This window comes from Pseudomonas sp. FP2294, assembly GCF_030687625.1.
Taxonomy (GTDB): Bacteria; Pseudomonadota; Gammaproteobacteria; order Pseudomonadales; family Pseudomonadaceae; genus Aquipseudomonas; species Aquipseudomonas shahriarae.
In genome coordinates this window covers 1,806,183-1,824,986 of record NZ_CP117441.1, presented here as the reverse complement: position 1 = coordinate 1,824,986, position 18,804 = coordinate 1,806,183, and the positions used below count along the sequence as shown (strand labels likewise).

23 protein-coding genes are annotated in these 18,804 nt (G+C 60.8%); 15 read left to right on the top strand and 8 right to left on the bottom strand.

The features are described from left to right. The first annotated feature begins 315 nt into the window (after positions 1 to 315). Entirely contained in the window at positions 316 to 594 is a 279-nt protein-coding gene (locus tag PSH73_RS08265; RefSeq protein WP_029300345.1) for a DUF3509 domain-containing protein, read from the top strand. Between the two features lie 52 nt (positions 595 to 646). Here PSH73_RS08265 and PSH73_RS08260 read toward each other — a convergent pair whose 3' ends face one another. The 4 genes from PSH73_RS08260 to aroC all read right to left on the bottom strand — a co-directional run bounded on the left by PSH73_RS08260 (position 647) and on the right by aroC (position 4,013). Further along, complete coding sequence (locus tag PSH73_RS08260) at positions 647 to 958, bottom strand: response regulator transcription factor (RefSeq protein WP_081044200.1); 312 nt, start codon at positions 956 to 958, stop codon at positions 647 to 649. A gap of 212 nt (positions 959 to 1,170) precedes the next feature. After that, on the bottom strand, positions 1,171 to 1,716 hold the full coding sequence (locus PSH73_RS08255; RefSeq protein ID WP_057440742.1) for an acireductone dioxygenase: 546 nt from the start codon (positions 1,714 to 1,716) through the stop codon (positions 1,171 to 1,173). 46 nt (positions 1,717 to 1,762) lie between these two features. Continuing rightward, positions 1,763 to 2,911 (bottom strand): MFS transporter, encoded by a 1,149-nt coding sequence (locus PSH73_RS08250; RefSeq protein WP_115127808.1) that lies wholly within the window; start codon positions 2,909 to 2,911, stop codon positions 1,763 to 1,765. Between the two features lie 10 nt (positions 2,912 to 2,921). After that, on the bottom strand, positions 2,922 to 4,013 hold the full coding sequence (gene aroC, locus PSH73_RS08245; RefSeq protein ID WP_057440738.1) for a chorismate synthase: 1,092 nt from the start codon (positions 4,011 to 4,013) through the stop codon (positions 2,922 to 2,924). Between the two features lie 142 nt (positions 4,014 to 4,155). On the opposite strand from aroC, the gene PSH73_RS08240 reads away from it, so the two are divergent. Together PSH73_RS08240 and PSH73_RS08235 are read left to right on the top strand one after the other, a co-directional pair. Then, positions 4,156 to 5,118 carry an alpha/beta hydrolase gene (locus PSH73_RS08240; RefSeq protein WP_305462211.1) on the top strand — a complete coding sequence of 321 codons (963 nt, stop codon included), beginning with the start codon at positions 4,156 to 4,158 and terminating at the stop codon, positions 5,116 to 5,118. Between the two features lie 100 nt (positions 5,119 to 5,218). Then, positions 5,219 to 6,022, top strand: coding sequence for a hypothetical protein (locus PSH73_RS08235; protein ID WP_057958876.1), 804 nt, complete (start codon positions 5,219 to 5,221; stop codon positions 6,020 to 6,022). Between the two features lie 137 nt (positions 6,023 to 6,159). On the opposite strand, the gene prmB is transcribed toward PSH73_RS08235, so the two are convergent. Continuing rightward, positions 6,160 to 7,068, bottom strand: coding sequence for a 50S ribosomal protein L3 N(5)-glutamine methyltransferase (gene prmB / locus PSH73_RS08230; protein ID WP_057440732.1), 909 nt, complete (start codon positions 7,066 to 7,068; stop codon positions 6,160 to 6,162). Between the two features lie 239 nt (positions 7,069 to 7,307). Here prmB and PSH73_RS08225 point away from each other — a divergent pair, with 239 nt between their 5' ends. From PSH73_RS08225 to PSH73_RS08205, 5 genes are all read left to right on the top strand, one after another. Beyond that, positions 7,308 to 7,898 (top strand): cysteine hydrolase family protein, encoded by a 591-nt coding sequence (locus PSH73_RS08225; protein ID WP_057440730.1) that lies wholly within the window; start codon positions 7,308 to 7,310, stop codon positions 7,896 to 7,898. Positions 7,899 to 8,038: 140 nt separating this feature from the next. Beyond that, a complete protein-coding gene (locus PSH73_RS08220) occupies positions 8,039 to 8,359 on the top strand; it encodes a hypothetical protein (protein ID WP_057440727.1) in 321 nt (106 codons plus the stop codon). Positions 8,360 to 8,435: 76 nt separating this feature from the next. Beyond that, positions 8,436 to 8,993: a Smr/MutS family protein gene (locus tag PSH73_RS08215; RefSeq protein WP_057959044.1), complete on the top strand. Its 558-nt coding sequence runs from the start codon at positions 8,436 to 8,438 to the stop codon at positions 8,991 to 8,993. A gap of 67 nt (positions 8,994 to 9,060) precedes the next feature. Further along, positions 9,061 to 9,606: a GTP cyclohydrolase I FolE gene (gene folE / locus PSH73_RS08210; RefSeq protein ID WP_057440723.1), complete on the top strand. Its 546-nt coding sequence runs from the start codon at positions 9,061 to 9,063 to the stop codon at positions 9,604 to 9,606. Between the two features lie 102 nt (positions 9,607 to 9,708). After that, a complete protein-coding gene (locus tag PSH73_RS08205; protein ID WP_057959043.1) occupies positions 9,709 to 10,080 on the top strand; it encodes a glutathione S-transferase N-terminal domain-containing protein in 372 nt (123 codons plus the stop codon). Between the two features lie 122 nt (positions 10,081 to 10,202). Here PSH73_RS08205 and PSH73_RS08200 read toward each other — a convergent pair whose 3' ends face one another. Both PSH73_RS08200 and PSH73_RS08195 read right to left on the bottom strand, forming a co-directional pair. After that, the gene (locus tag PSH73_RS08200) at positions 10,203 to 10,805 is read right to left on the bottom strand and encodes a glutathione S-transferase family protein (RefSeq protein ID WP_057440718.1); all 603 of its coding nucleotides are present in this window, start codon (positions 10,803 to 10,805) and stop codon (positions 10,203 to 10,205) included. A 10-nt stretch (positions 10,806 to 10,815) separates the two neighbouring features. Further along, a complete protein-coding gene (locus PSH73_RS08195) occupies positions 10,816 to 11,982 on the bottom strand; it encodes a PLP-dependent aminotransferase family protein (RefSeq protein WP_057959042.1) in 1,167 nt (388 codons plus the stop codon). Between the two features lie 81 nt (positions 11,983 to 12,063). Between PSH73_RS08195 and PSH73_RS08190 the strand changes: the two genes are divergently transcribed. From PSH73_RS08190 to PSH73_RS08180, 3 genes are all read left to right on the top strand, one after another. Beyond that, entirely contained in the window at positions 12,064 to 12,495 is a 432-nt protein-coding gene (locus PSH73_RS08190; RefSeq protein ID WP_115127729.1) for a MarR family winged helix-turn-helix transcriptional regulator, read from the top strand. A 223-nt stretch (positions 12,496 to 12,718) separates the two neighbouring features. After that, entirely contained in the window at positions 12,719 to 14,050 is a 1,332-nt protein-coding gene (locus PSH73_RS08185; RefSeq protein ID WP_178112265.1) for an NCS2 family permease, read from the top strand. Between the two features lie 63 nt (positions 14,051 to 14,113). Beyond that, the gene (locus tag PSH73_RS08180) at positions 14,114 to 14,740 is read left to right on the top strand and encodes a LysE family translocator (RefSeq protein WP_057440711.1); all 627 of its coding nucleotides are present in this window, start codon (positions 14,114 to 14,116) and stop codon (positions 14,738 to 14,740) included. Positions 14,741 to 14,910: 170 nt separating this feature from the next. Here PSH73_RS08180 and uraH read toward each other — a convergent pair whose 3' ends face one another. Then, entirely contained in the window at positions 14,911 to 15,264 is a 354-nt protein-coding gene (gene uraH, locus PSH73_RS08175; protein ID WP_057440709.1) for a hydroxyisourate hydrolase, read from the bottom strand. 418 nt (positions 15,265 to 15,682) lie between these two features. Between uraH and puuE the strand changes: the two genes are divergently transcribed. The 4 genes from puuE (at position 15,683) to PSH73_RS08155 (ending at position 18,782) form a co-directional block, all read left to right on the top strand. After that, complete coding sequence (gene puuE / locus PSH73_RS08170) at positions 15,683 to 16,609, top strand: allantoinase PuuE (RefSeq protein ID WP_057440707.1); 927 nt, start codon at positions 15,683 to 15,685, stop codon at positions 16,607 to 16,609. Beyond that, positions 16,606 to 17,121, top strand: a complete 516-nt coding sequence (uraD, locus tag PSH73_RS08165) for a 2-oxo-4-hydroxy-4-carboxy-5-ureidoimidazoline decarboxylase (protein ID WP_057440705.1) — start codon at positions 16,606 to 16,608, stop codon at positions 17,119 to 17,121. The genes puuE and uraD overlap by 4 nt, the downstream gene beginning before the upstream one ends. Before the next feature lie 41 nt (positions 17,122 to 17,162). Next, positions 17,163 to 18,158 carry an allantoicase gene (gene alc, locus PSH73_RS08160; RefSeq protein ID WP_200660198.1) on the top strand — a complete coding sequence of 332 codons (996 nt, stop codon included), beginning with the start codon at positions 17,163 to 17,165 and terminating at the stop codon, positions 18,156 to 18,158. 120 nt (positions 18,159 to 18,278) lie between these two features. Further along, positions 18,279 to 18,782, top strand: coding sequence for an ureidoglycolate lyase (locus PSH73_RS08155; protein WP_169989419.1), 504 nt, complete (start codon positions 18,279 to 18,281; stop codon positions 18,780 to 18,782). Positions 18,783 to 18,804: the final 22 nt, after the last annotated feature.

The following is an 18,804-nucleotide window of genomic DNA, read 5'->3' as shown; positions in this document are numbered from 1 at the left end:
CACGGGCCTTCATGCGGTGTAGGACCATTCCTGAATGCCTTGCAGGAAAATACGCCAGCCATTCCTTGGCTGTACACGCGGGATTTGCAATGTTTTGTATCCCAGGCACCGGTGACGCACGATACCGTTCGTCATCGCCCAATAGCGCAAAATGCAGGATGCACGATGGCCATTCATGCATATTGCACGAAAGTGAAAAGTTCTATTTTTTGTAAGTCACTGACTTATAAGGTTTTTGTATAAGTCGCGATACTGGCACAATCACTGCACCTATCACTCCATGCCGCACAACACGAGCCAATGGAGCCGATAGACATGAGCCTGATCCAAGATAAATTCGCTTCTGTATTCTCCAACTACGACGTCACCACCCAGGCGCGCCCTGACGGTGGGATCCTGCTGACCCTGCGCAACACCGAAGGCAAGCAGATCAAACGCTCGATCTCGTACCAGCAGCTGCACACTGCCGACCAACTGACCTGGGTCATCAGCGCTATCCGCCGCGACCTGGCAGAACAAGCCAGCGAGTTGCCGCAGATTTCGATGTTGCAAAGCCAGCACCGCTTTGCCCTGCCGACCTACCATTCGGCATAAGTACCACTGCGTTTCCCAGGGCCGTGAAGCCATTGCGCTTCACGGCCCTTTTTTATCCGCACAACCCGCGCCTGATCGCTTCACTCACCGCCTGGACCCGGTTATTGACGTGCAACTTGCCGTAGATATTGCGCAGGTGAAACTTCACCGTGGCCTGTGAGACACAGCGGATCCGGCTGATCTCCCACACTGTCTTGCCCTCCGTGGCCCAGCGCAGTATTTCCAACTCCTTGGCCGTCAGCGGCTTATCCGGCAACGACTGTGCGTCGCCTGCCCTGTCGTCGCACGCCTGCTCACAAACATCTGTTGCCACACTGACCGCCGGCCCAGGTACGGATGGGGTGGGCTCCTCTGGACTGCTCATGCTGCCTCTCCCTTTCGTAGTGGTTTGCACTGTCAATATTCGGACAACTCCTATTGACAGATAGGTACACAGCGACGGGAGAGTTACATAAAGCCAAGGGTTAACACATCGACCCTCAGACAAATAGCTGGAACTTACAAACTATAGAGTTCATTCCCACAAACTTATCCAACTTGAGCATATTGAATAAGTTTGCGGATAGTGAACTAAGGTCAATCATCCAGCCCCGGGAAACCTTGGGCGATCCCGCTGCCGGTCACTTGCGCCTCAGCCCCGGACGCCGTCTGGAACAGACTGATCGCGACCACACGCGGCTCCTCCCCCAGGTCAAACCAGCGTGGCATGCCGGCCGGTATGCGCAGCAGGTCGTGTTTTTCGCAGAGCACCGTGTAGACATAGTCGCCGATATGCAGGCCGAGCAAACCACGGCCGGCGGCGAACAAGCGGATCTCATCAGCCCCGTGGTAATGCTCATCGCGCAAACCTGCGGCAAGGGCAACCTTTTGCGGGTGCTCGCGGTTCACGCTCAACACTTGCACCTGCGCGTAGCCCTGTGCCGTCATCCAGCTGTCAATTTGCTCCTGGTACGCCGCCGTCACTTCGGCAGCACTGGCGCCGGCCTCGACACGGGTGCTGGCCTGCCAGCGTTCGAAGCCCACGCCCTGCTCGGCCAGGGTCGAGGCAATATCGTCAGCGTGGGTCAAGACCTTGTTCGGGGTGTCCGGGGTAGAAAGGTGATAAACGCAAAGAATGCTCATAAAAGGGGTCCTCGGGCGGTAAGAGTCTGCAGATGATGGGCCGGGCTCACGGCTGCTCCTCGGGCAAGCGCAGCGCCATGATCAACGCGGCGGCCAGGGCCGCGAGGCTGGCGATACTGAAGGTCAGGGTCGGCCCCAACTGGTTCCAGCTGTACCCGGAATACAAGGCGCCGAGCGCGCCGCCGGTGCCGGCCAGCGCCGCATACAGGGCCTGGCCCTGGCCTTGCTGGCGCGCACCGAAGCTGCGCTGCACAAATTGAATGGCCGCCGCATGAAAGCTGCCAAAGGTCGCGGCATGCAGCACCTGGGCGAGCAACAGTACCCACAGGAATTCGGCGAACGACCCCAGCAACAGCCAGCGTAACGCGGCCAACAGGAAACTGGCCACCAGCACCCGGCGCACCGAGAAGCGCGTGAGAATCCGGCTCATGGCCATGAACATCAACACTTCCGCCACCACACCCAAGGCCCACAGCAGGCCGATCACACCGCGGCTGTAACCGAGGTTTTCCAGGTGCAGGGTGAGGAAGGTGTAGTACGGGCCGTGACTCATTTGCATCAACGCGACACAGGCATAAAACGCCAGCACGCCAGGGCTGCGCAGTTGCCGCAGGAAGCCGTCGCCGGCACCGCGACCACCGGTGGCAACCGGCTGGGCATTGGGCACCCACATGCTGGCCCCGATGATGCCGGCCATGATCAACACGATCGCCACCGGGTAGATATCCAGGCTCAGGGCCTCGAACAGGCGCCCCAGGGCGACGACCGCGAGGATAAACCCGACGGAGCCCCACAAGCGAACCTGGCTGTAGCGCGAGGTCTGACCTTGCAGGTGCGCCAGGGTGATGACCTCGAACTGCGGCAGCACCGCATGCCAGAAGAACGCGTGCAGGGCCATCACCAACGCCAGCCAGGCATAGCTCTGGCTGACAAAGATCAGCGAAAAACTGAGCAGCGTGCACACCGCGCCAAACCGCACGATGGCCAGGCGCCGCCCGGTGTAGTCACCCAGCCAGCCCCAGATATTGGGGGCCACGCAGCGCATCAGCATCGGGATTGCGACCAACTCGCCAATGCGCGCGCTGGAGAACCCCAGATGATGAAAGTACAGCGCCAGGAACGGCGCCGTCGCCCCCAGCAGGGCGAAATAGAACAGATAGAAGCTGGAAAGTCGCCAGTACGGGAGCGCTGTCACGGTCAGACCGTCACAGCTGGCCCAGCACCGGAGTAGTCACGCGCACATCGGCATTCTGCCCACGGTGCCGCAGCAGATGGTCCATCAGCACAATGGCCATCATTGCTTCGGCAATCGGCGTGGCGCGGATGCCGACGCACGGGTCATGGCGGCCCTTGGTAATCACATCCACCGGGTTGCCATGCACATCAATCGAACGCCCCGGCGTGGTGATGCTCGAGGTCGGCTTGAGTGCCAGGTGCGCCACAATCGGCTGGCCGGACGAGATACCGCCGAGAATGCCGCCCGCATTGTTGCTGACAAAACCTTCGGGGGTCAGCTCATCGCGGTGCTCGGTGCCACGCTGGGCGACACAGGCGAAGCCGGCGCCGATTTCCACGCCCTTGACCGCGTTGATGCTCATCAGCGCGTGGGCCAGTTCGGCGTCCAGGCGGTCGAAAATCGGCTCGCCCAGGCCCGGCATCACCCCTTCGGCGACCACGGTGATCTTCGCGCCCACCGAATCCTGGTCGCGGCGCAACTGGTCCATATAGGCTTCCAGTTCCGGCACCTTGTCCGGGTCGGGGCTGAAGAAAGCATTGTCTTGCACGCTGTCCCAGGTCTTGAACGGGATTTCGATCGGGCCCAGTTGGCTCATATAGCCACGAATCAGGATGCCCTGGGTTGCCAGGTACTTCTTGGCAATGGCTCCGGCGGCCACGCGCATCGCGGTTTCCCGCGCCGAACTGCGGCCACCGCCACGGTAATCGCGCTCACCGTATTTATGGTGGTAGGTGTAGTCGGCGTGGGCCGGGCGGAACAGATCCTTGATCGCCGAGTAGTCCTTGGACTTCTGGTCAGTGTTGCGGATCAGCAGGCCGATGGCGCAACCGGTAGTGCGACCCTCGAACACGCCGGAGAGGATCTCGACTTCGTCGGGCTCCTGGCGCTGGGTGGTGTGGCGGCTAGTGCCGGGCTTGCGGCGGTCGAGGTCGCGCTGCAGGTCGTCCAGGGACAGCTCAAGGCCGGGCGGGCAGCCGTCGACAATGGCGACCAACGCCGGACCATGGCTTTCGCCCGCGGTGGTGACAGTGAACAGCTTGCCGTAGGTATTGCCGGACATGCAGAGCGCTCCGTGAAATCAGTTGAATCAACTCAACCGTGATAACTAAGCGCGCCAGTATACGCAGGCTCACCCAGTAGTTCATCCTCGAAACCTTCCCGGTAGACGTTGGTCCAACCGGCACCTTCCTCATGATGGCGCGATGATGCTGCGAGTTTTGCTGTTTACCCTCACCCTGTTCTGTAGCGTCGCCCACGCCGCCAGCCCTGTCGTACTGCAACGGCCCATCAGCCTGGACACCGGCAGCGGCGAGCTGTTTGGCTCATTACTGCTGCCCCAATCCGACAAACCCGTGCCTGTAGTGCTGATCATTGCGGGCTCCGGCCCCACCGACCGCAACGGCAACAGTGCCGAAGGCGCGCGCAATGACAGCCTCAAGCGCCTGGCCTGGGTGCTGGCGCGCCATAACATTGCCAGCGTGCGCTACGACAAACGCGGCGTGGCCGCCAGCCTCAAGGCCACGCCAGACGAGCGCAACCTGACGCTGGACGCCTATGTGGCCGACGCCGTGGCCTGGGGCAAATCGCTCAAGGCCGATCCGCGCTTCGGGCGCCTGGTGGTGTTGGGGCACAGTGAAGGCGCGTTGGTGGCTGCCCTCGCCGCCCCTGAACTCAACCCCGACGGGGTGATTTCCCTGTCCGGCAGCGCCCGCCCGGTGGACCAGGTGATTCGCCAGCAATTGGCGGATCACCTGCCGCCGGCCCTGCTGCTGCGCAGCAACCAGATCCTCGACCGGCTCAAGGCCGGCCAGGTGGATGCCGATGTGCCGGGCCCGCTGCAGGGTATTTTCCGTCCCAGCGTGCAGCCGTACCTGATCAGCCTGTTTCGTGCGGACCCCGCAGCGGCGTTCGCCCGCCTGACGATGCCAGCCCTGATTGTCCAGGGCACCACCGACCTGCAAGTAGGGGTCGCCGATGCCCAGAAGCTCAAGCAGGCCAAACCCGACGCCGAACTGGCGGTGATTCCCGGCATGAACCACGTCATGCGCATCGTGCCCAACGATGTGAAGCAGCAGTTGAGCTCCTACAACAATCCACAATTGCCCCTCGCCGATGCGCTGGGTAGGCGTCTGGTTGGCTTTATCGACGGACTTCGCCACCGATAACCCACTATTTACCCTCCAGTCCTGGAAAGAACGGCCGATAAGCACAAGGTCGACAGCAAAAAGCCTGTCGACTAGCTGGGCTTGGACAGGATCGCGCCGAATGACGAACACCGAAGCAGTACCACAACCTCCCGCCGAAACCACCGCCGACACCGAAGCGGCGGCTGCGGCTGCGCTGCCGTGGGCAGAGGTTGAGGCCGAACACTTCAAAATGCTGCGCCTGGCGCCCTTGGCCACCGATCGCGCAACCGGCGCCCGGCCCTTGCGCTTTGTGCAGTTTGGCTACGCCGAGCGCAACAACAAGGACCACAGCCTGCTGCGCATGGTCATCCAGTTGCCTGCCCAACGGGTGCGGCGCGAACAGAATCACCTGGATGTGTGGGTCGATCATGCCACCCACCGCGTGCACTTCGGCCCAAACAACAGCCTGGAAATCGAACCCGCGAACCGAGGCCTTGGCCGCTTCCTGGTAGCCCAGGGCGCTGCGTGGGCAAAAAAGAAGTGGTCGCACTATCGCGTCGACGGCGTCGACCTGGCGAACAAGGACGCGCTGAACGAAGCCACGCGCCTGCGTCGCGACCACTTTTTGCGGATCCAGGGTTTTGATGTGGCCTATGCCGATGTCCAGCACCTGAAAGGCCATGTGCAGCCGGGCAAGGTCAGCGAAGTGCTGGACAGCTGGAACACCGAGAAGGTGCAGTTCGTGGAAATCCTCGAAGCGGCGCAGATGCTGCAACAGGCCGAACAAAACCTGGCCGAGCAGGAAGTGAAGCTGCGCCACGAGGAAGAAAAGGTCATCAAGTTCAAGCGCGAGGACAGCGGCTTGCGCTTCACCATCACCTGCCTGGTGGCGTTTACCGTGTTCCAGGCGGGATTATTGATCTGGATTGCGACGCATCGCTGACCACTCGATTTCACTGAACAATACAAATCAAATGTGGGAGCGGGCTTGCTCGCGAAAGCGGCGGATCAGTCGGTACATGTATTGACTGATCCATCGCTTTCGCGAGCAAGCCCGCTCCCACATTCAGTTCCGCCTGATCAGACGCGAGAGGCAAACACCGCCTGATGGGCCCGGCACTGCTCCGCCGTCAGCATGAATACGCCATGCCCGCCGTTCTGGAACTCCAGCCAGGCAAAATCCACTTCCGGGTACAGCGCTTCAACGTGCACCTGGCTGTTGCCCACCTCGACAATCAGCAAGCCCTTCTCGGTCAGATGATCGGCCGCCTCGGCCAACATCCGGCGCACCAGGTTCAAGCCATCGTCACCGCAGGCCAGGCCCAATTCGGGTTCGTGCTGGTATTCATCGGGCATGTCGGCAAAGTCTTCGGCATCGACATACGGCGGGTTGGACACAATCAGGTCAAAACGCTGGCCGGGCAAACCGTCGAAGCCATCACCCTGCACGGTGTACACGCGCTCGTCGGCGCCATGGCGCTCGATGTTCTGGTTGGCGACTTCCAGCGCTTCGAAGGACAAGTCCCCCAGCACCACTTCGGCTTCCTGGAACTCGTAGGCACAGGCGATGCCGATGCAACCGGAGCCGGTGCACAGGTCAAGGATGCGCGCCGGCGGCTGGGCCAGCCAGGGTTCAAAGCGGTTTTCGATCAACTCGCCAATCGGTGAGCGCGGGATCAGCACGCGCTCGTCGACGATAAACGACATGCCGCAGAACCAGGCTTCTTTCAACAGGTAGGCCGTGGGCACGCGCTCGTGGATACGGCGATGCAGCAGACGCTGTACGTGGGAAATCTCTTCTTCTTCGAGGTTGCAGTCCAGGTAGCTGTCGGCAATTTCCCAAGGCAGGTGCAGTGCACCCAGTACCAATTGCCGGGCTTCGTCCCAGGCATTGTCCGTACCATGGCCAAAAAACAGGTCTTCCCCATGGAAACGGCTGACAGCCCAACGGATATGGTCGCGCAAGGTGCGCAGGCGGGAAGTGATCACGGGGGCAAGCTCCAGGAAAAAACGACTGGCAATTCTAACAGCCTTAAGCTGTACGGACGATGTATGAAAAACTGCGACGGCGGGTCAGACTCAACCTGATTCAAGGTTTTTCTGCTATACCGCTGTCCCTCTTGACATGGCTGTAGGCCAACAACGGCGCACCTTACGTTAGTAGCGATTCACAGAACCGCTCAGCCAGAGGACAATGTCGCAAAAGCCCCACTCACAGGAGCCCCAGAATGTCCGTTCCAAAGACGATGTTTCAACTCAGCGGTCGCGGTTACGCACCGGCCAATTTGAGCCACGCGACCCTTGTGATCATCGATGCCCAGAAAGAATATTTGAGCGGCCCGCTCGCCCTGTCGGGCATGGACGCCGCCGTGGAAAACATCAAGCAACTGAGTGCTGCCGCCCGCAAGGCCGGGCGCCCGATCGTGCATGTCCGTCACCTGGGCACCGTCGGCGGCCTGTTCGACCCCCAGGGCGAGCGTGGCGAATTCATCCCCGGCCTGGAGCCGCACGATGACGAAACCATCATCGGCAAGCTGCTGCCCAGCGCTTTCCACGGCACGCAGCTGGAAAAAACCCTGCAGGAGCTGGGCTCTCTGGACTTGATCGTCTGTGGTTTCATGAGCCACTCCAGCGTCAGCACCACGGTGCGCGCAGCGAAGAACCTGGGCTTTCGTTGCACCCTGGTGGAAGACGCCTGCGCCACCCGCGACCTGCCTTACAAGGGCGGCATCCTCAGCGCCGAACATGTGCAGCAAACGGAAATGGCCATCATGGCCGACAACTTCGCCACCCTCGCCTTGACCCAAGATCTGATCTGATCGCCCTGTTGATGAGCGGCGCGGCCACCTCAGGCCCCGCTCATCCGCTAAAGCCTGTCATTTACCGCAATTGCCTCCCAGCCCGGAACAAGTTGTTTATCTTCCGGTCGAAGGGCCGATACCCTGGAGGAAAGGTCGGAATGAAGATATCCGATGGTTTTGACGCTCGTCGCTTGCGCCCCAAGGGCCCGAGCAACTGGCGTCTGCGCCTGGGCGTGGCGTTTGCTGCGTTGCTCGCGCTGTTTGGCTTGCTGCTTTCGTTGGCGGGTGCAGCCGCGCTGCTGGGCCATTCGCCCGCGCTCGGCGAGCTCAATACCAGCCCCGGCGGCGCGGCGCTGCTGTTGGCCGGCGGGCTGTTGATCCTGTGGCTGGGAATTTGGTGGTGGCGCCGTTGCCGGCGCCGTATGCACCAGCCGCTGTCGCTGAACATCGCCTCGCACCTGATGAAAAAGCACGATTGAGGGAACACTGATAGCGTTTTGTCCCGCATCAACCGCCTCGATTTGGGTAAACTGCCCGCCCTTCGCGGAGGCTGACATGCAAGACGACGATTTTTCCCTGTTCAAAAACGAGCTGCGCGGTGTCAAGCCGATCAAGCACGACCGTGCCGACACCGGCAAACCCAAGACCGACCGCGCACAGATCGCCAAACTGCGCCAGGCGGCCACGGTGCGTACGGATGCCACCACGGTGGACGGTCTGTCGGACCAGTTCGTGATTGACGTCAGCCCCGAGGACGAGTTGATGTGGTCCCGCGACGGGGTCCAGGAAAGCCAGGTGCGCAAGCTCAAGGCCGGACAGATCCCCTTCGAAGGCAGCCTCGACCTGCACGGCATGACTGTGGAAAAGGCCCGGGAAACCCTCTGGGCCTTCCTGGCCGAAGCCACCAAGTTCGAAATCCGCTGCGTGCGCGTGACCCACGGCAAGGCCGTGCGCCTGGACGGCAAGCGCCCGATGATCAAAAGCCACGTCAACACCTGGTTGCGCCAGCACACCCAAGTGCTCGGTTTCACCTCCTGCCAACCGCGCCATGGCGGTGCCGGGGCGGTGTATGTGATGCTCAAGCGCACGATGCTCGAAGGGCGTGACGAGTAACCCACGCTTGCAGCGATCTGCCGGCCACCGTACCCTTGCACTTTGCGAAAATCCCACAGGTAGTTTCATGTCCCTGGAACAGAATTACACAGCGATCCTCGGCCAAATCGGCGAGGACGTTTCCCGCGAGGGCCTGCTCGACACGCCAAAACGTGCCGCCAAGGCCATGCAGTACCTTTGCCGCGGCTACGAGCAAACCCTGGAAGAGGTCACCAACGGTGCCCTGTTCAGCTCCGATAACAGCGAAATGGTGCTGGTCAAGGACATCGAGTTGTACTCGCTGTGCGAACACCACCTGCTGCCGTTCATCGGCAAGGCCCATGTCGCCTATATCCCTAGCGGCAAGGTCCTGGGCCTGTCGAAGGTCGCGCGGATTGTCGATATGTATGCCCGTCGCCTGCAGATCCAGGAAAACCTCAGCCGCCAGATCGCCGAAGCGGTCCAGCAGGTGACCGGTGCCCTGGGCGTTGCCGTGGTGATCGAGGCCAAGCACATGTGCATGATGATGCGCGGTGTGGAGAAACAGAATTCGTCGATGATCACCTCGGTGATGCTGGGTGAGTTCCGCGAAAACGCGGCGACCCGCAGCGAGTTCCTCAGTCTGATCAAGTAACAGGCTGCGTCAGAAAAAACCGGCATTCATCGCCGGTTTTTTTTCGCCTGTAAAAATCAGGTAAGCTGCGGCCCCTTCTGTCCTGGGCAAGAGGTTTCAGCCATGTTCGTCAAAGCACTTCGAGTGGGCCTCGGCCACGTCATCATCGCGGGCGACTTACTTACCCGCCCGCGTAAAAAGCAGCGCCCCGCCGAGCAACAGGCACAGGTCAATGAAGCGGCCAAGGGCCTGACCCTGTACCAATTCCACGCCTGCCCGTTCTGCGTGAAAACCCGCCGCACCCTGCACCGCCTGAATGTGCCGGTGGCGCTCAAGGATGCGAAGAACAACGAGCAAGACCGCCAAACATTGCTTACCCAAGGCGGCAAGATCAAGGTGCCGTGCCTGCGCATCGAAGAAAATGGCCAGACCACCTGGATGTATGACTCCAAGGTAATCATCGACTACCTGGACAAGCGCTTCGCCGCGATCTGACAGAAAACGCAGTGCACATGTGGGAACGGGCGTGCTCGCGATGGCAGTGTGTCAGTCAATTATTCGACAACTGACCCTCCGCCATCGCGGGCAAGCCCGCTCCCACATTTAGGTCGCGCCTATCAGTCGAGCATCGGCACATGCCGGGGATGGCTGGCCACGCGCGCAAGCCAGGCTTGTACGGCCGGATAAGGGCTCAGGTCAAAACCACCCTCATGGGCCACATGGGTGTAGGCATACAGCGCAATGTCGGCGATCGAATACTGGTCGCCCACCAGGTATGGCGTGGCTTGCAGCTGTTTTTCCATGACCCTCAGCGCCTTGTAGCCGCCTTTATGGGTGGTCTTGTACTCCTCCAGCCGATCCTCCGGCAGCCCCAGGTAAAGCTGGATAAACCGCGCCACGGCAATGTACGGTTCATGGCTGTACTGCTCGAAAAACTGCCACTGCAACACCTGGGTGCGCAGGCGCGGTTCGCTGGGCAGGAACTCGCTGCCGTCGGCGAGGAAGTTGAGGATGGCGTTGGATTCCCACAGGCAGGTGCCGTCTTCGAGCTCCAGGACCGGGATCTTGCCGTTGGGGTTCTTCGCCAGGAACTCGGCGGTCTGGGTGTCGCCGTTCAAAATATCGACATTCACCCACTCGTATGCGATGCCGAGCAGGTTGAGCATCAACTTGACCTTGTAGCAGTTGCCCGAGCGGTAATCGCCATAAACCTTGTACATGAAGCTCCCCTTATGCCGCTTGCGCGAGCTGTGCTTGACGGATCACCGCCGCGAGACGCTTGAGACCTTCGTCCAGGCGCGTCGGGTCGATGTGGCTGAAATTGAGCCGCAGGTGCCCGTGGTGCTGGTCCGGCTCGGAAAAGAACGGTTCACCGGGCATGAACGCCACGTCCTGGTCGAGCGCTGGTGCCAATAAAGTGCGGGTATCGAGGGGTTGTTTCAAGGTCAGCCAGAAGAATAATCCACCCTGGGGCACTTGCCAGTCCGCCAGTTCCTCGAAATGTCGCGTCAGTGCCAGCTGGAATCCATCGCGCCGCTCACGGTAAAAACTGCGCAATTGCCCCAGGTGTTGCTGGTAGCGCTCGGTGCCGATCCACTGCATGGCCTGCCACTGGCCGACGCGGTTGGTGTGCAGGTCCGCCGACTGCTTGAGCTTGAGCAGGTAGGGAAACAGGTCGGGGCTGGCGATCAGGTAGCCGACCCGTAAACCGGGGAGCAAGGTCTTGGATACGGTGCCGGTGTAGATCCAGCTGGCCTTGCGTAACCGGCTGACAATCGGCCGCGCACTGCCGCCGTCGAAGGTCAGTTCACGGTAGGGCTCGTCTTCGATCAGGGTCACGCCGAACTCATCCAGCAGCGCCGCTACCGCATCGCGCTTGGCTTCGCTGTAGCGCACCGCCGAGGGGTTCTGGAAGGTCGGGATCAGGTAGATGAACGCCGGGCGATGGCGTTCCAGGCGGCTGCGCAGTGCCGTCAAGTCCGGGCCATCGGCTTCCAGCTCCACGGTCAGGCAATCGGCGCCGAACAGTTGGAAGATCTGCAGGGCCGCCAGGTAGGTCGGGCCCTCCAGCAGGATCTGCGTGCCTTGGTCGATATACAGCTTGGCCGCCAGGTCCAGGGTTTGCTGCGAGCCGCTGACCACCAGGACCTGGCTGGCATTGCAGGCTACCCCCAGCGCCCGCGCTTCGGCCGCCAGCAACTCGCGCAATTGCGGCTCGCCTTCACTCATGCCGTACTGGCCCATGGCCGGTGGCATAGCTTGCCAATCCAGCGCCGGCAGCATGGCTTCGGCTGGCAGGCCACCGGCAAATGACATGACCTGCGGGCGCTGGGCCGCCGCGAGGATTTCACGGATCAAGGAGCTTTTAAGGCGCGAAACACGTTCTGAGAAAGCCATAGGGTCACCGGTAGCAAAGCCTGGGGAAAATACGTCAAACTGGTTGACCAAAATTACGACGACCCAGGTAGATACGTCAATATGCTTGACCTTAAAAACCAGACCTCGCAGCAAGCCGCCATGGAAGCGTTCTTCTTCGGCTACCAGGCCTTTACCGCCAAGGCCGATGAAATGCTGGAGCGCCGAGGCTTGAGCCGGGTGCATCAGCGCATTGTGTTTTTTATCGCACGCTACCCGGCCTTGAGCGTCAAACAACTGCTGGAACTGCTGGGGGTGAGCAAGCAGGCGCTGAATATGCCGCTGCGCCAATTGCAGGAAATGCACCTGGTCGACAGCGTGGCCTCGGACACCGACAAACGTAAGCGCCTGCTGCACTTGACCGAGGAAGGCCAGCGCTTCGAACACGCCCTGCGCCGCGAGCAAGTCAAGTTGCTGCAGCGCGCCTTTGCCGAAGCCGGCGAGGACGCGGTGAATGGTTGGCTGGCGGTGAACAAGGCGCTGACCCTGCCTTGAAATTGGCCTTTCATCTTTTTTGCACACATAATCGCAAACATTATTTGCTTTATTTGTATACAAAAGCATAATTCGCTTCGTGCGAGTTCCTGACCTACTGGTCAACAAAGCCCGCTGGTACCTCAAAGCGCCGCTGCCCCACTCATGTGTCCGGCGCTGGAAATAACAATAAAACTCTTGAGGAGTACTTGCTGTGGAAAGCCATAAATCCGACGCCCCGACCCTGGACCTCAGTCCGCCGCATCTTGCGACCACAAAGCAGGGTTGGCTGGAACGCCTGTTCAAACTCAGCCTGCATGGCACCACAGTGAAGACCGAACTGATCGCCGGCCTCACCACGTTTATCACCATGGCCTACATCATTTTCGTCAACCCCAACATCATGGCCGACGCCGGCATCGACCACGGCGCCGCCTTTGTCGCGACCTGTATCGCCGCCGCGCTAGGCTGCCTGTTGATGGGCCTGTACGCCAACTGGCCGGTCGGCCTGGCGCCGGGCATGGGCTTGAATGCGTTTTTTACCTACACCGTGGTCGGCACCATGGGCTACACCTGGGAGACCGCGCTGGGTGCGGTGTTTATCTCCGGCGTGCTGTTCATGATCCTGACGCTGTCGCGCATCCGCGAATGGCTGCTCAACAGCATCCCGGTGAGCCTGCGCCATGCCATGGGCGCCGGGGTGGGTCTGTTCCTGGGGGTGATCGGCCTGAAAACCGCCGGCATCATCGTGGCCAGCCCCGCCACCCTGATCAAGCTCGGTTCCCTGCATGAGCCGGCGCCGCTGCTGGCGGCCGTGTGCTTCCTGCTGATCGCGATCCTCAGCTATCACCGGGTGTTCGGCGCGATCCTGATCAGCATCATCGCCGTCACCCTGGCCGGCTGGGGCCTGGGCCTGGTGCAGTACCAGGGTATCGTTGCCGCACCGCCGAGCCTGGCGCCCACCTGGATGGCGATGGATGTGATGGGCGTGTTCAACGTGAGCATGATCAGCGTGGTATTCGCCTTCCTGTTTGTACACATGTTCGACACCGCCGGCACCTTGATGGGCGTCGCCCAGCGTGCAGGCCTGGTGAAGGCCGATGGCAAGATCGAAAACCTCTCGCGGGCCTTGAAAGCCGACAGTGCCTCCAGCGTGTTTGGCGCGGTGGTCGGTGTGCCGCCGGTCACCAGTTACGTGGAAAGCGCTGCGGGTGTGGCGGCCGGTGGGCGCACCGGGCTGACGGCCGTGACCGTGGGCGTGCTGTTTGTGGCGGCGATGTTTTTCGCCCCGCTGGCGGGCATGATTCCTGCGTATGCCACGGCCGGCGCGCTGATTTATGTAGCGATGCTGATGATGAGCGGCATGGCCCATATCGAATGGGACGACGCCACCGACAGCATTCCGGCGATTGTCACGGCAATCATGATGCCCCTGACCTTCTCGGTCGCCGACGGCATCGCTCTGGGCTTTATCACCTACGTGGCGCTCAAGGCCGGTACGGGCAAGTACAAACAGATTTCCATCAGCCTGTGGGTGCTGTGCGCGATTTTCATCGCCAAGTTTGTGTTCCTGTAACGCGTAAGCTGGCGAAAACCGCCTCACCTCCGGGTGGGGCTTTTGCATGTATGGAGGAATGTAATGAGCGTGGAAACCTGGCTGCTGTTCAGCGGCGCTGCTTTGATCGTGATCCTGATTCCAGGGCCGCTGTCGCTGCTGATGATCAGCAACAGCCTGAACTACGGCCTGCGCCGTTCGTATCCGGCGTTTCTGGGCGGGGTGTTCGCCTCGATCTGCCTGTTGAGCGCCTCGGCCCTGGGCCTGGGCGCGCTGTTGCTGGCATCGGAGCAGTTGTTCAGCGCCCTGAAGATCGTCGGTGCGCTGTACTTGTTCTACCTCGCCTGGCAGAGCTGGCAACAATCGCGCCTGCCGTCCAAGGGCGCCGTGGTACCGGACGCAGCGCCTGTGCCGCGTTTTCGTGCACTGTTTGGCCGGGCGTTTGTGTTGGGCGCCAGCAACCCCAAGGACATTCTGTTTTTCGCCGCCTTCCTGCCGCAGTTTCTCAGCAGCCAGCAACCGTTCCTGCCACAACTGCTGATCATGATCGCCACCTGGACCGTACTGGACCTGCTGTGCAAGCTGGCCTACGGCCTGGGTGCCCACGGTGCCGCGCGCTACCTGCGCACCGGCAAGGGCCAGAGCTGGTTCAATCGCTTCAGTGCCGGACTGTTTGGCAGCGCTGGGGCGGCGTCGCTGCTCAGGGGCTAACACACAACCCTGTGGGAGCTGTCGAGCCCCGGCGAGGCAGCTCCCACAAGGGTTCCTCTGGTTCGCTGGCATTGGCTCATGACCCGCCTTTTTGCGGGCAAAAAAAAGCCCGCAGTGTGCGCGGGCGAAACCAACGAAGAGCATTTGGGGGTGTGAAGCCAGGTGACGACTCAGCTACCGCGATAGGTGGAGTAGCTGTAGGGCGAAATCAGCAGGGGCACATGGTAGTGATCCTGTTCGGCGCTGATGCCAAAGCGCAGCACCACCACATCGAGAAACGCCGGCTGGGGCAATTGCACACCACGGGCGCGGTAGTAATCCCCGGCACTGAACTGCAACTGGTAGACGCCACTGCGGTAGTCATCACCTTGCAGCAGCGGGGCGTCGCAACGGCCATCGCTGTTGGTCAGGGTGCTGGCGACCAGTTCCAGCTGGGCGCCTTCGACGCGATACAGTTCAACCTTGATGGCGCTGCCTGGGCAGCCGTGCGCGGCGTCCAGTACGTGTGTGGTCAGTCGTCCCATGGATCGGAGCTCCCAAGTCATCAGTTAATAAGCGGCCGCACCTTTGCGGGGCACTGAAAAGCCGGCGATGGCTGATTAAGACACTTTTAAAAAAAATTGTACACAATAAATTCAACAAATCCCCTTCCCTCCTGCAGCAGCAGGCTTGTCGACCGTGCCGGTGTATCCCTCAGCAATGCCGTCACTCGACGCTGGCCATCGTCGGCAAGCCAGGGCCTACAGTAAAGCTGCGTCGTAGGTTTGCATATTTTAGTTGACCAGTCGGGCAAGTTTCTTGCAAGGATAGGTCGAGGCGACCGCCTGGAAAAAATGCAAAAATACAGGCTTACAAAGTGAGCATTAAGTTGTATACAATCAGTCCATCGCTGTGACGCAACAGCCGCCACACCCTTGATCACGAACAAGAAGGAAGACTGCAGTGAGCGCTGACTACCCACGCGACCTGATCGGTTACGGCAGTAACCCTGCGCACCCACACTGGCCTGGCAAGGCGCGTATCGCCCTGTCGTTCGTACTCAATTACGAAGAAGGCGGTGAGCGCAATATCCTGCATGGCGACAAAGAGTCCGAAGCCTTCCTCTCGGAAATGGTCTCGGCCCAACCGCTGCAAGGCGCGCGCAACATGAGCATGGAGTCGCTGTACGAATACGGCAGCCGTGCCGGCGTGTGGCGCATCCTCAAGCTGTTCAAGGAATTCGACATTCCGCTGACCATCTTCGCCGTGGCCATGGCCGCCCAGCGCCACCCCGAGGTGATCCGCGCGATGGTCGCCGCCGGCCACGAGATCTGCAGCCACGGCTACCGCTGGATCGACTACCAGTACATGGACGAGGCCCAGGAGCGTGAGCACATGCTCGAGGCCATCCGCATCCTCACCGAGCTGACCGGCGAGCGCCCGCTGGGCTGGTACACCGGGCGCACCGGCCCCAATACGCGGCGGCTGGTGATGGAGGAAGGTGGCTTTCTGTATGACTGCGACACCTATGACGACGACCTGCCCTACTGGGAACCCAACAACCCCACTGGCAAGCCGCACCTGGTGATCCCCTACACCCTGGACACCAACGACATGCGCTTTACCCAGGTCCAGGGGTTCAACAAGGGCGATGACTTTTTCGAGTACCTCAAAGACGCGTTCGACGTGCTGTATGCCGAAGGGGCAGAGGCGCCGAAGATGCTGTCCATTGGCCTGCATTGCCGCCTGATCGGCCGCCCGGCGCGCCTGGCTGCACTCAAGCGCTTTATCGAATACGCCAAGGGCCATGATCAGGTGTGGTTCGCCCGCCGCGTCGATATTGCCCGCCACTGGCATGACGTCCACCCTTTCCAGGGAGCCGCCAAATGACTGCTTTCCAGACCTTGAAACCATCGGCCCTCAGCCGCGACGCATTCGTCGCAGCTTTTGCCGATATCTACGAACACTCGCCATGGGTGGCCGAAAAGGCCTTCGACCTGGGCCAGGACGCCTCGATCGACGAGATCGAAACCCTGCACCAGCGCATGAGCGATATCCTATTGAGCGCCGATCACACCAGGCAACTGGCCCTGATCAACGCTCACCCGGACCTGGCGGGCAAAGCTGCCGTCCAGGGCCAACTGACCGAAGCCAGCACGAATGAACAAGCTGGCGCCGGTATCCACCAATGCACGGCCGAAGAGTTTTCTCGCTTCACCGAGCTGAACGACGCCTACAAGGCCAAGTTCAAGTTTCCCTTCATCATGGCGGTAAAAGGCAGCAACCGGCATCAGATCCTCGCCGCGTTTGAAACGCGCATCCACAACCCGGTCGACACCGAGTTCAAGTGCGCGCTGGCAGAGATCAACAAGATCGCGTTGTTCCGTTTATTGACCCTCTAAACGACCATCCCCAGCCACTCTATCTAAGGCAGACAAGAAGAATGAAAGCTTACGCCGTACCTTTCGAAAAGTTCGTCAACCTGGCCGACGCCCGCCTGGGCACCAAGATCATCTCGGTGACCGATGACTGGTTCGCCGACGCCAACCGACTGTTCCAGCCGACCCCGGCCGTATGGAAGGAGGGCGTTTTCGATGATAACGGCAAGTGGATGGACGGCTGGGAGTCACGCCGCAAGCGCTTCGAAGGCTTCGACAGCGCAGTGATCCGCCTGGGCGTACCGGGTTCGATCAAGGGCGTGGACATCGACACTTCATTCTTCACCGGCAACTTCCCGCCATCGGCGTCCCTGGAAGGCTGCTTCCTGACTACCGGCGAGCCCGATGACAACACCCAGTGGGTCGAAGTGCTGTCTGCCGTGGAGTTGCAGGGCAACAGCCATCACTTCCACGAGATCAACAACGACCAGGCGTTCAGCCACCTGCGCTTCAACATCTACCCGGATGGTGGCGTTGCCCGTCTGCGCGTGTACGGCATTCCGTTCCGCGACTGGTCGGCCGTGGGCGACAACGAACAAGTGGACCTGGCCTCCTCCCTCAATGGCGGGCGTGCCCTGGCGTGCTCCGACGAGCACTTCGGGCGCATGGGCAACATCCTCAACCCGGGCCGTGGCATCAACATGGGCGATGGCTGGGAAACCGCGCGCCGTCGCACGCCAGGCAATGACTGGGTAATCGTCGCGCTGGGGCATGCCGGCGAGATCGACAAAGTAGTGGTCGACACTCTGCACTTCAAGGGCAACTACCCGGACACGTGCTCGATCCAGGGCGCGTTCGTCAAGGGCGGTACCGACAGCCAGATCGAAACCCAATCGCTGTTCTGGCGTGAACTGCTGCCAGCACAGAAGCTGGAAATGCACGCCGAACACACCTTCGCCGAGCAGATCAAGGCGCTGGGTCCGATCACCCACATCCGCCTCAACGTGTTCCCGGACGGTGGTGTAAGCCGCCTGCGGGTGTTCGGCAAGGTCGCTAAGTAAGCAGTGAACCCAATCGCGGGCAAGCCCGCTCCCACAGGGGAATGCATTCCAAATGTGGGAGCGGGCTTGCCCGCGATAGCAACAGCCCCAACAACACAGCATTCGGATAAGAAGACAGCCATGCGCACACTGATGATCGAACCCTTGACCAAAGAAGCCTTCGCCCCTTTCGGAGACGTTATCGAAACCGATGGCAGCGATCACTTCATGATCAACAACGGCTCGACCATGCGCTTTCATAAACTGGCGACGGTTGAAACCGCCACGCCAGAAGATCACGCCATCATCAGCATCTTCCGCGCCGACGCGCAGGACATGCCGCTGACCGTGTGCATGCTGGAAAGACACCCGCTGGGCAGCCAGGCCTTTATTCCGCTGCTCGGCAACCCCTTTCTGATCGTGGTCGCGCCCATTGGCGATGCACCTGTATCAGGCTTGGCCCGCGCCTTCGTCACCAACGGCAGGCAGGGCATTAATTACCATCGCGGCGTCTGGCACCACCCGGTGCTGACGATCGAAAAGCGGGATGACTTCCTGGTGGTTGATCGCAGTGGCACAGGCAATAACTGCGATGAGCATTTTTTCAAAGAGGATGAGCGGTTGATCCTTGCCCCCCACCAATAAGAGAAGGTCCGATCACCCGACA

Bases quoted from the DNA above. Each gene is read 5' to 3' on its own strand.
- PSH73_RS08255 (WP_057440742.1), bottom strand. From the start codon at position 1,716: ATGAGCATTCTTTGCGTTTATCACCTTTCTACCCCGGACACCCCGAAC.
- PSH73_RS08205 (WP_057959043.1), top strand. From the start codon at position 9,709: ATGTTCGTCAAAGCACTTCGAGTGGGCCTCGGCCACGTCATCATCGCG.
- uraD (WP_057440705.1), top strand. From the start codon at position 16,606: ATGACTGCTTTCCAGACCTTGAAACCATCGGCCCTCAGCCGCGACGCA.
- PSH73_RS08220 (WP_057440727.1), top strand. From the start codon at position 8,039: ATGAAGATATCCGATGGTTTTGACGCTCGTCGCTTGCGCCCCAAGGGC.
- PSH73_RS08225 (WP_057440730.1), top strand. From the start codon at position 7,308: ATGTCCGTTCCAAAGACGATGTTTCAACTCAGCGGTCGCGGTTACGCA.
- aroC (WP_057440738.1), bottom strand. From the start codon at position 4,013: ATGTCCGGCAATACCTACGGCAAGCTGTTCACTGTCACCACCGCGGGC.
- folE (WP_057440723.1), top strand. From the start codon at position 9,061: ATGTCCCTGGAACAGAATTACACAGCGATCCTCGGCCAAATCGGCGAG.
- alc (WP_200660198.1), top strand. From the start codon at position 17,163: ATGAAAGCTTACGCCGTACCTTTCGAAAAGTTCGTCAACCTGGCCGAC.
- PSH73_RS08240 (WP_305462211.1), top strand. From the start codon at position 4,156: ATGATGCTGCGAGTTTTGCTGTTTACCCTCACCCTGTTCTGTAGCGTC.
- PSH73_RS08200 (WP_057440718.1), bottom strand. From the start codon at position 10,805: ATGTACAAGGTTTATGGCGATTACCGCTCGGGCAACTGCTACAAGGTC.
- PSH73_RS08190 (WP_115127729.1), top strand. From the start codon at position 12,064: ATGCTTGACCTTAAAAACCAGACCTCGCAGCAAGCCGCCATGGAAGCG.
- PSH73_RS08265 (WP_029300345.1), top strand. From the start codon at position 316: ATGAGCCTGATCCAAGATAAATTCGCTTCTGTATTCTCCAACTACGAC.
- PSH73_RS08215 (WP_057959044.1), top strand. From the start codon at position 8,436: ATGCAAGACGACGATTTTTCCCTGTTCAAAAACGAGCTGCGCGGTGTC.
- uraH (WP_057440709.1), bottom strand. From the start codon at position 15,264: ATGGGACGACTGACCACACACGTACTGGACGCCGCGCACGGCTGCCCA.
- PSH73_RS08155 (WP_169989419.1), top strand. From the start codon at position 18,279: ATGCGCACACTGATGATCGAACCCTTGACCAAAGAAGCCTTCGCCCCT.
- PSH73_RS08195 (WP_057959042.1), bottom strand. From the start codon at position 11,982: ATGGCTTTCTCAGAACGTGTTTCGCGCCTTAAAAGCTCCTTGATCCGT.
- PSH73_RS08235 (WP_057958876.1), top strand. From the start codon at position 5,219: ATGACGAACACCGAAGCAGTACCACAACCTCCCGCCGAAACCACCGCC.
- PSH73_RS08260 (WP_081044200.1), bottom strand. From the start codon at position 958: ATGAGCAGTCCAGAGGAGCCCACCCCATCCGTACCTGGGCCGGCGGTC.
- PSH73_RS08180 (WP_057440711.1), top strand. From the start codon at position 14,114: ATGAGCGTGGAAACCTGGCTGCTGTTCAGCGGCGCTGCTTTGATCGTG.